General features: G+C 38.4%; 9 protein-coding genes. All 9 read left to right on the top strand.

Going from position 1 to position 15,392, the window contains the following annotated elements; all coding sequences use genetic code 11:
• Positions 1-20: 20 nt before the first annotated feature.
• The 9 genes from ABJQ32_11540 to ABJQ32_11500 all read left to right on the top strand — a co-directional run bounded on the left by ABJQ32_11540 (position 21) and on the right by ABJQ32_11500 (position 15,153).
• Positions 21-458 carry a hypothetical protein gene (locus tag ABJQ32_11540; protein MEP5290274.1) on the top strand — a complete coding sequence of 146 codons (438 nt, stop codon included), beginning with the start codon at positions 21-23 and terminating at the stop codon, positions 456-458.
• 1 nt (position 459) lies between these two features.
• Positions 460-855, top strand: coding sequence for a hypothetical protein (locus ABJQ32_11535; protein MEP5290273.1), 396 nt, complete (start codon positions 460-462; stop codon positions 853-855).
• A 426-nt stretch (positions 856-1,281) separates the two neighbouring features.
• Positions 1,282-2,385 carry a hypothetical protein gene (locus ABJQ32_11530; GenBank protein MEP5290272.1) on the top strand — a complete coding sequence of 368 codons (1,104 nt, stop codon included), beginning with the start codon at positions 1,282-1,284 and terminating at the stop codon, positions 2,383-2,385.
• A gap of 1 nt (position 2,386) precedes the next feature.
• Positions 2,387-3,733 carry a hypothetical protein gene (locus tag ABJQ32_11525; protein ID MEP5290271.1) on the top strand — a complete coding sequence of 449 codons (1,347 nt, stop codon included), beginning with the start codon at positions 2,387-2,389 and terminating at the stop codon, positions 3,731-3,733.
• Between the two features lie 11 nt (positions 3,734-3,744).
• Positions 3,745-4,968, top strand: a complete 1,224-nt coding sequence (locus tag ABJQ32_11520) for a hypothetical protein (GenBank protein ID MEP5290270.1) — start codon at positions 3,745-3,747, stop codon at positions 4,966-4,968.
• Positions 4,965-5,726: a hypothetical protein gene (locus ABJQ32_11515; GenBank protein ID MEP5290269.1), complete on the top strand. Its 762-nt coding sequence runs from the start codon at positions 4,965-4,967 to the stop codon at positions 5,724-5,726. Before ABJQ32_11520 ends, ABJQ32_11515 begins: the two co-directional genes overlap by 4 nt.
• Positions 5,727-5,982: 256 nt before the next feature.
• Positions 5,983-10,506: a DUF6443 domain-containing protein gene (locus ABJQ32_11510; protein ID MEP5290268.1), complete on the top strand. Its 4,524-nt coding sequence runs from the start codon at positions 5,983-5,985 to the stop codon at positions 10,504-10,506.
• The gene (locus tag ABJQ32_11505; protein MEP5290267.1) at positions 10,506-11,009 is read left to right on the top strand and encodes a hypothetical protein; all 504 of its coding nucleotides are present in this window, start codon (positions 10,506-10,508) and stop codon (positions 11,007-11,009) included. Before ABJQ32_11510 ends, ABJQ32_11505 begins: the two co-directional genes overlap by 1 nt.
• A 31-nt stretch (positions 11,010-11,040) precedes the next feature.
• Positions 11,041-15,153, top strand: coding sequence for a hypothetical protein (locus ABJQ32_11500; protein ID MEP5290266.1), 4,113 nt, complete (start codon positions 11,041-11,043; stop codon positions 15,151-15,153).
• Positions 15,154-15,392 lie beyond the last annotated feature (239 nt).

The following is a 15,392-nucleotide window of genomic DNA, read 5'->3' as shown; positions in this document are numbered from 1 at the left end:
CAAGGAAAAGTAGTATACAGATGAAACAAAGCTTAATTCTTCTAGCATTCTTTATCTCCTTTGGAGCTCTCGCACAGTACACCAATTCAGGTAAAAACTGGGAAACACTGGCAGATGTGAAGTATGAGAAATCTCAAGATGAATATGGAGAAATCTATGTTCCGAAATTTGGAGATGATGTACAAAAAATGAACGGAAAGATGGTTTCTCTTAAAGGATTTATCATTCCATTTGAAGGAATGTTTGAACCTAAACACATCATTATATCTTCCTTACCGATCGCTGCTTGTTTCTTTTGTGGAGGAAGTGGTCCGGAAACAGTGGCGGAAGCTTATTTGAAAGAAGAAGTGAAGTACACAGCAAAACCAGTAACAGTAATTGGAAAATTGGTACTTAATGATACAGATATTGACCAACTAATGTATGTCCTTAAAGACGCTGAAATAAAATTTGATTAAGATGAAATACCTGACACTCCTATTCCTTTTAATTGTGGCTTGTGGCCCGACCAAAGAAGATGAAATCCAAGCATTGAAAGATGAGGTGATTGGCGTTCACGATGAAGTGATGCCAAAAATGAGTGAATTAAGATATGCAAGAAAGAGCCTGATAGCTCAAGCAGATTCATTGGTGGAATCAGATTCAATAAAAGCAGAAATGCTGAAGTCTCTAGCAAACGATATTGGAGAGGCTAACGAAAGCATGATGCAATGGATGAGAAACTTCAAACCTGATTTTGAAGGCACTGATGAAGAGGTAATGCAGTACTTTGAAGATCAGAAAAAATCCGTTCAAAAGGTAAAAGAAGATATGTTAAGCTCTCTGGCAAAAGGAGAGGAAATGCTGGAGGACTAATAATTTCTGACATTAAAATAAGAAAGAGACACTCTTTTATCTATCCTTCTTGCGAAGGAGGCACGACTAAAGCAATCTCATCGTAACATTGTACGGAGTGATAGCTTTGGTTTCAAATTCATCATTTAAGAACGTTTAGTTAAGCACCTAATGATCTCTCCCTCATGGAGGGAGGTAGAGGGAGGATATAAGAAAAAACGCTTAACTAAACGACATAGATTCATTAGTTAAGATTGCCTCGCCAAGCTCCCATTGAGGTTCTTTATGTGTCACTCATTCATTAGATCATACACTTCATCCTCTAAAATCGACTGTTTATTCATTGGATGGCATTTTTAATAATGCCTTGACTTTCGATCATTATCTTTGATCGTTGACTATCACTTTATAAGAATACATCATTATTCAGTTTATAATTTTCATATTATGCCTATCAAACAACTCTTCTTTTTAGGAGCAGTATTTCTATCCATTTATTCATTCGGTCAAGATTGGATTCTTGATTCATCTGCTGAAGGTTCTTATATGAGCAACAACGCTGGGGGTTCATTATGGATTAGAAACCCTTCAGATCCAAATAGTCCGGCCTTGATTTATTTAGCTGGTCAAAATTCCAATAGAGGTTTACAGATAGGAAGAGAAGATGGCAATCATAAGATTCTTCTTAATGGAAATGTTGGTATAGGTACTACCAGTCCATCATTTAAGTTAACCGTTGATGGTGAGGTTGGTATTGTAAAAGATTATCCATACTTACAACTAAATTCTACTTCATGGAACGCCGGCTCTTTCATACAAACAGGAGTTACTACAGCAGCTCAGCCCAATGGTGATTATATGGTTATACATAATCCTTCATCTAAAGGATTTAATTTTCGACAGGGCTCTTATCATGCTTTGACTATTCTTCCCTCGGGTAATATTGGAGTTGGCAACACCAGCCCGCAGTTCAAATTCACCGTTGATGGTGAGATTGGTATTGTAAAAGATTATCCATATCTGCAATTAAACTCTACTTCATGGAACGGCGGCTCTTTCATACAAACAGGAGTTACTACAGCAGCTCAGCCCAATGGTGATTATATGGTTATACATAATCCTTCATCTAAAGGATTTAATTTCCGACAAGGTTCATACAATGCCATGACTATTCATCCAAGTGGTAAACTTGGAATAGGCACCACCAATCCCGATTCGAAACTCACTGTAGCAGGCAATATTCACGCGCAAGAAGTAAAAGTGACTATCGACGCTGGAACAGGGCCAGATTATGTATTCGAACCAGATTATGACCTTCGCTCACTCGAAGAAACAGCAGCTTACATCAAAGCAAACAAGCACTTACCAGAAGTACCTTCTGCCTCAGAAATGGAAGCCAATGGAGTACAACTTGGGGAAATGAATATGTTGTTACTGAAGAAAATTGAAGAGCTGACGCTTTATGTGATAGAATTGAAGAAGGAGAATGAAGAGCAAAATGAGATCATAAAAAGTCAAGAAGAATCTATCAATAAAATCAAGAACAAATAATATGAGAAGTTTCTATCTATTATCACTCATTGCTGTTTCATTTTTGTCTCATGGGCAGTCAACTTACCTAGAACGCTCCTCTCCGCAGGCTGCTGCCGCTCAACTATTCTTTTTTGATCGAACGTCTAATGGGGTGACTGAGAGAAACTGGAAAATTGCAACCTTACCTCCTAGTACCAATGCAACTGGCGACAAAATCATGATTGAACTATTTGGAGGAAGTCATGGATCTTCTAGCACGTTTCAGCAAGTCATACATATGGGTAACAGAGGCGGATTCAATGGTTACCTTAGAAGTTCTTATGGTGAGCCCTATGCATCGGTGAGAGTTAGAGCTTACCAGCAAGCTGATGGGAGTATTGATGTGTTTTTATCGCTTTTATCTAATGGTTGGAAAGGAGGAAGTGTCAGAATATATGAAGGTTCTGGTATTGTTGCCAGTAGACCGTCCATCTACGAAAATCCAATAAATATTGGGGCCAATCCTGCAGGGACACTTGTATTTGATTCATACACTGCAACACCAGGATTGGTCATTAAGAATGATGGAAAAGTAATTATAGGTTCACAGCCATCTCCCAGATTCGACAATTCATTAAGTAGTTATGTCTTAGAGTCCTCTCATTTTTATGGACACACAAACTCTCAAATAATGTATGTAGGTGAGGCTGGCAATACCGTGTCTGTAAGAGGTAAATTGGGCATAGGCACAACATCCCCAGACGATAAATTGACCGTACAGGGTAATTTGAATGTTGGCGGGACAACCAATGGCACAATAAAGGCACGACACTTGACAGGCAAAAGTCACACAAGTTCAGATTATGGAGATCTTTATCTCCAATATCATACGACACACCCCGTAAGAATCGGCACATCAACGAATCCAGCTCCATTATTTGTTCAAGGAAACGTTGGCATAGGCACCTCCGACCCGGACTCCAAACTCACTGTAGCCGGCAATATTCACGCGCAAGAAGTAAAAGTGACTATCGACGCTGGAACAGGGCCAGATTATGTATTCGAACCCGATTACGACCTTCGTTCACTCGAAGAAACAGAAGCATACATCCAAGCAAACAAGCACTTACCAGAAGTACCTTCTGCCTCAGAAATGGAAGCCAATGGAGTACAACTTGGGGAAATGAATATGTTGTTATTAAAGAAAGTAGAAGAACTCACCTTATATCTCATCCAGAACAATAAAGAAAAGGAAGAACTGAACCAACAGCTAAAGGCAAATAGCCAAAGCCAGCAAAAAATGATTGAGGAGTTGACCTTGCATTTGATTAAACAACAAGCTATTAATAAAGAACTTATTCTAAGACTCGAGAAACTGGAGAAATAAAATTTAATACGATGAAAAAGACACTCTACATACTCTGTCTACTTTTTTCCATTGCACAGTTGCGTGGACAAAATATAGTTTATGACTACCAAGGAGACTTTAATGAAGCAAGTACAAGCTTTGGATTGAAAATTTCACATAGTTCTTCGGCAGCAGGGCATACTCATCATGGTGAGTATCTCATAAACCTAAGCTCTAGAGGTGGTAGCGAACTATATCATTTCAGACTAAACTCAGAGTATAATTCCACTTACAGCTTTCATTTAGAAAGGCTTTCAGGTAACATTCTGAGCAATGACAACATATTGGTCACCAACAGTTTCACAGAGTTCAATATGGAGATCAGATTCCATGGTCCACAAAATGACTGGCACAGAATTACCATACATGAAATATCACCTCCAAGAGGTAATAGACCTTTCTTCATCAAGATAGATCAAGTAGATTTTGCAACCGCAGGAACTCAGATTTCCACTTTGGGTATTGCCAGAAAACAGAATGAGTTTAATGCTCAAAATGCTATTGATATTGGATATAATAGACATAGTGAAAGTTCACCTTACGGATTAAATATTAATGCGCCTACAAATACGAATGGAAGTGGCTATGATTTAAGTACTTATACAAACCTTCAACTAGTTACTCGTGCTTGGAGTGGAAGTCATGCCATCCTATTCAATTCGTTTGCAAGTAAACAAATGGTTCCGGGTGGCTTAAGTACAGTAGGCAACACCAAATTTGCCAACAATGTAGGTGGACATATTTCTGGGGCAGGAGCCATTATGTTTTTTGGGAATGGAGGAAATATGGATTTTCTAGTATCTCAAACATCTACGGGGCAAGGTGATAATATCAATTGGGGATCACCAAAGATGAGAATAAAAAGGAATGGCAATATAGGAATAGGCACCAGCAACCCCGACTCCAAACTCACGGTCAAAGGAAACATCCACGCTGAAGAAGTAAAAGTAGACCTCTCCGTTCCTGGACCTGATTATGTATTCGAACCTGAGTACGACCTAAGGTCTCTCGAAGAAACAGCGGCTTACATCCAAGCAAACAAGCATCTTCCAGAAGTGCCTTCTGCCAAAGAGATGGAAGCCAATGGTGTACAGCTTGGAGAGATGAATATGTTGTTGCTGAAAAAGATTGAAGAGTTGACCTTGCATTTGATTAAACAACAAGCCATAAATAAAGAACTTATTCATAGAATCGAAAAACTTGAAAAGAAATGAAAAAAATTATCTTCACATCTATTCTAATATCTGCTAGTATTCTATCACCTTCTGGTCAACAATTTTCTGGCACTGGAATTACAATAGGAGGAACAAGCAATTGGCATTGGAGGATTTACAGAGCTGGAAACGGATCTTTGAATCAAAGCTTGCTGTTTGCTAGTACCGGAAGCTCTACTACTGAAAACGTAAGAGCTCGACTTACTCAGTGGGGAGGATTAAGTCTAGGGACAACCAACATTTCTGGTACGGAATACCTATCTGTGGGAGGTGATGCTCGAATAAATGGAAACCTTGACAACAAAGGAAATTTGTACTTAAATAACCAAGCTAACCAAGCTGGCCTTCTTGTGGTTTTTGATAATGAAACACAGAACAATGGTGCAGATGTCGAACTAAAAATCAGTACAAATTCAGGAGCTCCTACCGTAGACTGGTTCGTGAAAAACTGGGCTGGATCATATTCTTTCAATAGAGGTGCAAATGATGGAAGTGGTGGTACAGATAGAAGACAACTTTTCCGAATTCAAACAGATGGTAATATAGTTGTTCCTGAAGGAGATGCCATCATAGATGGAACTGTCTATTCAGAAGAGGTGAAAGTAGATGTAATTGATGTTCCAGACTATGTATTCGAACCCGATTACAACCTCAAGTCACTTGAAGAAACAGAAGCATACATCAAAGCAAACAAGCACCTTCCAGAAGTACCTTCTGCCAAAGAATGGAAGCCAATGGTGTACAGCTCGGGGAGATGAATATGCTGTTGTTGAAAAAGATTGAGGAGTTGACATTGTATCAAATAGAACAGAACAAAGTGATTAAAGAAAAAAATGAGCAAATCTTCTCGTTAGATCAGCGGTTGAAACGATTGGAAAAACTCATCGAGAATAATGAATAAAATGTTTGTAACTATGGGAATGGTGAGTTGACTAAAGAAATTAATTTTGATGAACGAATGATAAAATAAGGCAATTGCAATCTTTATATTTGAAAATATGACCTGCTAACGAAATGATCATAAACAAAAAAATATTTTTAGCGCTTTTAGCGCTTTCAGTAGGAATAGCTAACGGATATGCACAAAAAGTGCAATACGTAACAGAGCAAAATATCACTTCCCTCAGTGGAAACAGGACGATTACAGACAGCTACTATTTCACAAAGAGTATAACTATCACAGCTACTGCGGGCAGCTCTGTCACGATTAGTCCGGTTGGAGGAGCTAAATTTATCTCACACCTTCCAACAAACCCACCACCTTCTCCAAACGAAAATTATGTGAGAGTAGAAGTTCCAAAAGTGCCTGTTAGCTCAGAAGAAGCACTAACACTACTGGGGGCAGATGATAAAACAGTTACTTATACCTATTCTGACGGATTAGGTCGACCGTTGATGACTACAGTGGCTGAAGCAGGACCAAATTACGAAGATTTAGTGCAACCCAATTATTACAACAGTGCTACTGGGGTCGCTGACCAATCGTATCTCCCGTTTACTTCTAATTCAAGCAATTCTGGAGAATTTATCAATAATGCTCATGGCTTGACAAATAGTTATTATCAAAATCCCCCCAATGGCATAGTTCAAGATTTTACTCCTTATGCTGAAGTCAAATTGGAAGACTCTCCACTCAGTAGGACAGAATCTCAAATGGGTACCGGTAGTGATTGGCGAAACATAGAGTTTCCTGAAAACAACCGAGACAGTGATTTAGATTATTTTCTAAACGATGGTTCCAATGTGGTTCCTAGATGGGAATTAAACAGTAGTGGAAATCCAGTAAGGAATGTGAATCATCCGAATTATACACTTCAGATCGTCGAGTCTGAAAATGAAGAAGGCATTAAAACACAATCCATTACGGATAGTAGAGGCAGAAACATCGCATCAAGAACATGGTATGATGACAGTGGGACAGCCCGATGGATTACCACTTATTACATCTATGACGCTTTCAATAGATTGCGATTCATCTTTCCTCCAGCAATCGCCAATAATACGACGATTACAAGCGCGCAACTTGAAAACTACGCCTTTGAGTATCGATATGATTACAGAGGTAGGACGATCTATGAAAAAAATCCAGGAATTTTAGAAATACTCTATGTCTATGACAATAGAAATAGATTGGTGTATTCGCAAGACGCTGAACAGAGAAACGATAATCAATGGATTTTCAGAAAGTACGATCGATACAATCGATTAATCATGACAGGGATATATAATTCCAGTGCAGCACAAAGTATACTTGAAACACAGGTATGGAGTGCCACAGGAACAGAACTGTATGAAATTGAAGACGATAGTCCAGAAGGATACACAAGCACCCAAAGTTTTCCTAAAAACTCCCTTGAAATCCAAAATATCACGTATTTCGACAATTACAATTACCGAAATAACACAAACTGGGATACCGATATAGATATTTTTCAATATGGTGGAATAAATCCATTTTTGTTCAGTGGTACATCAGGTATCAATGTTAACAATGTCAATCATGATGCTGTCAAAGGCCTGACCACTGGAAGCAAAGTCAAAGTTATTGGACTTAATCAATGGCTGAATACAGTTATCTATTATGATGATGAATATCGTGCAGTGCAAGTTGTTTCTGAAAATCACCTCGGATCAATAGATCGTATCACCAATCAATTAAATGACTACACGGGAGTTTTAGAAAAAATGAAACTCGATCATGAGCGATTTGGCAGTACACTTTCAGTCCTTAGTGAATACGAATATGATCATGAGTTTAGGTTGCTACGATCTTGGCAGCAGATCAACAATGATCCCAAAGTGCTGGTAGCGGACTATCAGTATAATGCACTGGGACAATTGATTGAGAAAAACCTACATTCAACAAACAATGGAAGTTCGTTCTTACAGTCAGTAGATTATCGATACAACATTAGGGGTTGGCTGAATAGTATCAATAATGACCGACTTTCAGAATCTGAATCGAAAGCTCAACCCGATATCTTTGGGGCAAACTTGTACTATACAAGACCTCCTTCAGTTAATGGATCCCGAGAAAATAGATACGATGGAAGAATGGCCGTATTCAGTTGGGATGCAGACAATCTACAGGGAACAGCATTTAACAGACCCGCTACAGAATACATATATGATGACTTAGGTCGATTAGATGAGACTGACTATGGCGCAGATGGAGTATGGGTTAGCGGTGCTCCAAATGAAGATCACAATGAAATTAATGTTGGTTACGATGATCAGGGAAATATCAAATCAATGGAACGTAAATCGGAGGGTACTACGGTTGATAATTTGACCTACACATACCAGGATAATAACACCTCCAATAAGCTCCAAAAAGTAGCCGATAATGCCGGTGATCCAGAAGGTTTCAATGATCGCATTCCTGCAAGTATGCCCAACGAGTATGAATACGATGATAATGGGAATCTTACGCGTGATCAGCATAAGGCAATGTCCATTGAATATAATTACTTGCAAATGCCATCTGCCGTAATATTCGATGATGGTAGAAGAATAGATTATACATATGATGCTACCGGTAACCGACTGTATAAGACCGTCACCTTCTCTGATGGAAAAACGGAGCGCATGGATTATGTAGGTCTGATTGAATACTTAAACAATGACATTTATCAGATTTTCACAGATGAAGGGAGAGTTTTTAAACAAAATGACCAATACTTTTACGAATACTTCATCACCGATCATCAAGGGAATAACCGTGTAGCATTTGGAATTCTGCCAAAACGAAATGTGTACAAAGCAAATATGGAAAGTGGTGTCAGTGATGGTGAATTTGCTTTCCCTTCACCAGACCCAAGAATGTCTGGAGAGAATAAAACCTCTGGAGGTAGTCACAGTGCCATATTAAATGGTGCCACAAATCCGCTAGGCCCTGCCAAAGTACTGAGTATTTCACCAAACGATGAAGTAGAGCTTGAAGTGTGGGCTAAGTACAGTTCCTCAGTCACCTGGAATAACCAGTCCATTAATAATATTGTAAGTCTAGTAGGAACTTCCTTTGGAGGAGCCAGTGCCGGAACTGGTGCTGAGAGTGCTTCCAGCAGTCTGAATAGTGCCTTAGGTAACCCGGGTACTACACTGTTTACCGGAGATGCCAACCCTAATGATCAACCAGAAGCCTATTTACAATATCTATTTTTTGATGATACGTATACGTATATTCCTGCAAAATCTGGTTTTGTCTCTGTTTCTTCGTTAGCTGATGGTGCTTGGGAAAGAGTAGTAGCTCCTAAGATTACCTTTGGATCAAACGATTCAGGTTACTTGTTTATTTATGTAGCCAATGAGACTAACCAAAATTCAAATGTTTATTTCGATGATCTAAAAATCATCCATGAAAGCCCTACCGCCGAGTTTAAAGTAAGTCAGATCAATGAATACTATCCGTTTGGTTTGCTTACCACGAACAGCTGGCGAAATCCGAATTTCGAAGACCCAGGAATGCTGTACCAGTCATACTATGCGACTTACGATAGTCTTACGGAATACAACGACTTCTTTTTACGAAACTATGATCCGGCCATTGGACGTTGGATGCAAAATGATCCATATGGTCAGTTCGCTTCTCCATATTTAGCTATGAGTAATAATCCGCACTTTCATGTAGACCCTGATGGTGGATGGGATCCGTTTGGAAACGCGATCAAGAATTGGTTGGGACAAAAAGCTACTGAATACATTGCTGGAGGTATTTATTCTGCTTTTGAAGGGAATAGCACATGGTACGATCCCAATTCATGGTCAAGAAATGCCAATATTGCATCTAATTTTGGAGCTACAGCTGTTGGAGCTATCGCTTCTATGTACGATGTGAGCGTAAAAGTTTTTAAGCGTCCAGAAGCCAATAGTGGGTCTCCTCAAGATAGAGCATGGAATAATAATCGTCTTGGGGTTAACATTGGGATTACCAGAAAAGATAGAATAGACCTTGGGGAATTAGGTGATGGACTTGTGTCAAGCGCCACTAATCTGGCTGATTGTGATGATTGTTTCTTCCTTAACGATGGAAATGCTCAATGGAGTGGTAGATTTTATGCATATCAAGATCATCTATATGATGATCGGTATGGTGTTAAGTTTCATTCTGTAAATGCTGGAATTCTCAAAGGGAGAAATAAATACACTAAACTTAATTTTATTCAAACTGTAGTTACTAACCAAAATAGGGGGTATCCTTTTAATCAAGTAGACCAGCAGTTTATAGATTCCAAACCCGGTCATGATGGTTTTGTTTATCGCAACGGGAATGGGCCATTTGATGGACCTGTAAACTCAAATAGGGAGGGATTTGACATTGCAATGTCAGATGCCCCAACAGGCGTAGATTCTGATTTTTTTGTAGAGTGGACAGCCGAGACGTCCATAGTTGGACTTAGAAATGGAAAATGGGAACGAATATCAACTGTCTCTTGGGGGTATAGGATTCCGAGCACTGCAAATAGAGCACTTCCTATCCCTCCTATAATTCGCAATTCACCAAGTCAATTCCACTTAAATGCAATAAGTAGTAGATAATGGAAAAATATTTCATTTATATATTAATAATGGGTCTTATTGGATGCTCAAAACCGAAAGAGAATAATGTGGTAGTAGAATCTTTGACTATTTCCTCATCTCACTTAGATAATGACCTTATGTTTATTATTTCATCAAGCAAAGAAGTAAATACACCATACCTTCAATTAGATAGAGATCTGGAGATATTCAGACCAGTTCTGTACAATAATGATACTATTGGAAAGGTATTTAACAACACTTACTGGTTTAGGGTAGATACTTCAATATTAATTGAAATGTATGATAAAGCATTTCAATTAGCTGATTTTGACCAATCCAAGATTGGTATACCAATAGAAATAACTAAAAGTGATGGTACAAGAGAAGTTAAAATCATATTATCTGAAATTGAATTGGAATCATTCTTAGATCAATCAATCTGTTCCTTAGCAAAATATGAAAAAAGTGAAGTGATTTTGTACTTTTTATTAGAAACAATAAGAGTAAGATCTTTTAATTGAAGCAACCTAATATTTTAAAACATAGATTGAAATGATAGACTTTGAAATTAACAACCTCATTTTAAACCAAGTATTAAGGGTTGCTTTAATCTTAATCAATGTTAGTTTGTTTGCACAAACTCCTCCCTCTCCAAATTCTATGGGATTGGTAAGGCAGTCTAGTACCCCTGTTAATCTATATGCAGGAGTACCCCAAATTGGCGTTCCTCTTTACTCACTCCCCCATCACAATGACCATAGCATTCAGGTTGGACTCAGCTATCATGCTGGGGGGCATAAAGTGCAAGATGTTGCTGGGCCTATAGGATTAGGTTGGAATTTATCAGCCGGCGGAAAGATCACAAGGGTAGTGAGAGGATTACCTGATAATGGGAACACCATTTTATATCCAAATACTACGCAAGAGTATAAAGATGTTGCTAACGGTATCAAGGATAGTGAATACGACATATACTATTTCTCTTTTCCTGGAGGTGGAGGTCAATTCATTTACTCACCTACGTATAACCAAGGTTATACTATCCCCTCTTCCAACTTGGAAATTAAGTTTGAAACCATTGGCTACCCACAGCCTGATGGCTCATACAACGTCGAAGACGTTTGGATAATCACTGACGAAGGAGGCAATGAATATCATTTTGGTAATGTAGGTACAGTCAAAAATGCCAATGAAATAACGATTTCAAACGGTATGGAAGATGGAGAATATAAGCCGGAGAACGAAAAAGCCTATGTATCTACTTGGAACCTTGCAAAAATTGATTATTACAATTCATCTCATGATGTAGATTTCAGTTATGTGAGCGGTTCAAGTTATTCATATGAATACTTTAATGCAGCGGCTCAGATAAATTGGAATGATCCTAGTGATCAATGGGAAGCTGAGCAACGCAATACAAAAATTACCATTAGTCAACCTTCTTATATAAGTTCTATATCAACCTTAAAAGGGACTATTCAATTTTCCTGGAGCTCAAGTCGATTAGACATTGGCAATAGATATTTAACAGGTATAGCAGTAAAAGAACCAGGAAATTCCATAGTAATGTCCCTTGACTTTGAACATGAATATTTCGACTCAAGAAATTCAATCATGTTTGCCAGTAGCGATATACCCAATGATGTTCCGGATGGCGGAAAAGCTTATACTCTTACCAACTGGACTGGATTGAGTGATGGCAGAAATAGATATAGACTGGCGCTAAGGAAAATAAATAAGAATGGTTACTTATATAGAAGTTTTGAGTATTCCAGTGATATTGACGAACCAACAAATGCAAACGGAGAAGAAGTGAATTATTACAGTCTTCCTCCAAGGGATGGCTACAATTTTGACTATCTAGGATTTGCCAATGCTCCTCGCAGAAGGCTTTCAGATCCACTCATTACAGCTCCCGGAGCTGCAAGAGCTCTAAGAGATGAACGGTTCCCCTTTATTAGAGGTAGAGCAACAGCTTATAATGGAGCAGTATATCATAATGCTGCGATAGTGACGGGTGTAGAGAGAGATCCCTCAGAGACAACAAGCATGGCCAATACACTCAATGCCATTAACTACCCAAATGGTGGAAAGACTATCTATAATTACGAATCCAATAAAGACAATTCAGGGAATAGTATTGGTGGTATCAGAGTATCAAGTATTGTAAGTGATTATGGAGGTAAGGAAACTACAACGACCTATAATTATTTTGATCCTAAGTTAACTGCTAAGAAAGTTTATGGTATGACCATGTATGCATCGAAGCAAATAACCAGTATTGATTGCAATGGTTCAGGTGGCGGCATTTTTAACAATGGTGATTGCTCTGTTACATATTCTGATGCTGACATTATTAGGCTTACTCAAGGAATTGGTGAATATGAATTTGGGAGTTCTTTTGTAAATTCTACTAATCTTGGATATGTTTTTGATTTATCAGGTGGTCATTTAGGATATTCGAAAGTAGAGGTAACAAGAAATGGATATGGTAAAGAAGAATATGTTTTCTATAATCCATCAGATAATCCAGATGTAGCACCGGAAACAGAGATTGTCGGCAGCAATGATTTTGTAATTAGTGGAGGTTACCAAGGCCCTCCATACACACCAGTCACTACCAGGTTTTTTGAAAGAGGAATGATTAAATCTTATGCCAACTATAAACTTTTACCCAACAGCAGCTATCAAAAACAAAGTGAAATTTCATACGATTTTTATACATCAGAAGATGTTTTTCCCATATACAATTTTCCTAGTCATAAAGTGTTTTTTACTTCTACCATAAGTGGATATACGAAACCTGGAGGATTTTGGGGTACGTTAGAGTCCTTTCTTTTTGGAAGCGGACAACCTGTACCAATAATTGATGAGGTCTTCATAGTAGGTAAATATTTAAACTATTTAGTGCCAATAAAGCAAAAAAGAATTACTGCTAAATATTATCACTCAAATGAGATCAATTATGCTCAAAGCGTCGAAGTATTCAACTATAATAGTACCAATTCGTTGTATCCTTCTTCGGTAGTCCAAACCAATTCGGATGGTACTCAATCGAAAACTGAAAGGAAATATGTATTTGATGTCGCACCTATGAATCAACCTTCAAGCCCTTCCAGTGAAGTCGATGCGCTTTGGAAGATGCGACAAGATAATTTACTGGGTTATCCAGTAGAAACCATAAATCTTTTCAAGGAGACAAGCACATGGAATATCCTTTCTGGACAATATACTGAATATGACAAGTACACGACTCCAAGCTCAGCTCGACCATTCAAAACATATGGTTTTACAGCAACGTCTCCAATACTAGAAAGTAATTTTAATGAGGCTTCTTCTTCTGGTAATAATATCACAAAAGACAGTAGATACGAACCCTTATCTGAACTAATGTATGACAATGATGGTGCAATATCTCGTTCCTATGATCTTATTTCTGGACAATACACGGACTATGAATATGATGCTAGGGGCTATCTGAATAAAGTCGAATATGATCCATTGAATGACCCAAATAGAAAAACCACCTATACCACTAAACCACTTGTCGGTATAGAGTCAGAGACAGATATGAACAACAAATCGGTATCCTACGAATACGACTCACGCAATCGTCTGAGTCTCACTAGAGATGAGGATAGTAACATTGTGGGACGGTATAGGTACAACTATGCCAATGAAAACAATGAACTTACAGGTACGATACAAATAAACGGCTCCAACCTTCTTGGGAGTACACAAAATATACGAGTGGTAGGATTGAATGCTTATGGCCCAACAGAAATCAAATGGTTTGACTCCAATGGTAACCTACTAAGTACCAATTCGTCCTTTAATTACAGTTTCTCAGGTACAGGTAGTAAATCGGTAAGATTAGTACTCTTAAACCCAGAATATGAACCTAAAACAATCTATGGTTCTAAAACATTCTATAATGAGTGGAGTCTCAACTCTGTCTTAGGTGATGGAACTATCTGTAGTGATGGAGATGTAATACAGCCAATAGACGGAGGTAATCAAACACTCAGTGATGAATTCTATTCTATTTCTGTTAACTCAGGAGGAACTACGTGCGGTGTTTTATCAGGAAGTTATAGCTACCAATGGCAACATAACAAGTATGGGGGATGGGTTAACTTTGGGGGAAACTCTTCTATTGTAGAACTCCCCACTACTCTAAGAACAATCGGATCGTTTGGAATAAGAGTTAGAGTAAGCAGCAATTGTGGTTTAAAAACATCTGGGGTAAAGACAATTGATGTTGAATATTGCCCAGATGGGGATGATGGAGACAATGGTGGTGGTGGCACTGGATCAGGATCATGGAGTGTATCAATGAACCCTACATACGATGAAATATGTTATAATGGCAGTCCATCTAGTGCGTCTTTCCAAGCAAATGTAAATGGTACATTCTCTTGCTCTGGATTAAACTACACTTATTCATGGTCTCTTAAGTACGGTAGCGGAAGTTACTCTCCTTTGTTGGGTGGTGGATCACAAAAAACTGTTACTCGCTCTATGCTTCAAAATTTAAACTCTTCTATATATGGTAATTACACCCTTAGAGTGCAAGTAACAGACAATTGTTCTTCAGGGAGTGCTACCAAGACATCTACCTCGACTATTGTGGTTCCTTTGGATTGCAGCAGTGGTATTGAATAGTTTCCTATTCACCTCTTCATTACAAATAAGGAACGACTGAAGCAATCTCCTATTACATGATTTTATAGGGTTTGTAGACGTTAACAGAGTATTACAAGCTCAAAAAGCAGAAGATCATTAAAAAGCTTGGATATATGAAGTTCAGTTTTCTCGCCCTTGTTTGATGTTGTCACCAACAAGAAACTACACTAAATAAACACACTGTAGTCACTCAAGAAAGAATGATGAATATCTCCTCC

This window comes from Marinobacter alexandrii (assembly GCA_039984955.1).
Lineage (GTDB): Bacteria > Bacteroidota > Bacteroidia > Cytophagales > Cyclobacteriaceae > Ekhidna.
The sequence above is the reverse complement of the archived record's forward strand: the minus strand, read 5'-3'. Positions and strand labels throughout refer to the sequence as shown.

What these genes read in the sequence shown, in the direction of transcription:
- ABJQ32_11500 (MEP5290266.1), top strand. Translation starts at nt 11,041, where the DNA reads ATGATAGACTTTGAAATTAACAACCTCATTTTAAACCAAGTATTAAGG.
- ABJQ32_11530 (MEP5290272.1), top strand. Translation starts at nt 1,282, where the DNA reads ATGCCTATCAAACAACTCTTCTTTTTAGGAGCAGTATTTCTATCCATT.
- ABJQ32_11535 (MEP5290273.1), top strand. Translation starts at nt 460, where the DNA reads ATGAAATACCTGACACTCCTATTCCTTTTAATTGTGGCTTGTGGCCCG.
- ABJQ32_11520 (MEP5290270.1), top strand. Translation starts at nt 3,745, where the DNA reads ATGAAAAAGACACTCTACATACTCTGTCTACTTTTTTCCATTGCACAG.
- ABJQ32_11515 (MEP5290269.1), top strand. Translation starts at nt 4,965, where the DNA reads ATGAAAAAAATTATCTTCACATCTATTCTAATATCTGCTAGTATTCTA.
- ABJQ32_11540 (MEP5290274.1), top strand. Translation starts at nt 21, where the DNA reads ATGAAACAAAGCTTAATTCTTCTAGCATTCTTTATCTCCTTTGGAGCT.
- ABJQ32_11505 (MEP5290267.1), top strand. Translation starts at nt 10,506, where the DNA reads ATGGAAAAATATTTCATTTATATATTAATAATGGGTCTTATTGGATGC.
- ABJQ32_11525 (MEP5290271.1), top strand. Translation starts at nt 2,387, where the DNA reads ATGAGAAGTTTCTATCTATTATCACTCATTGCTGTTTCATTTTTGTCT.
- ABJQ32_11510 (MEP5290268.1), top strand. Translation starts at nt 5,983, where the DNA reads ATGATCATAAACAAAAAAATATTTTTAGCGCTTTTAGCGCTTTCAGTA.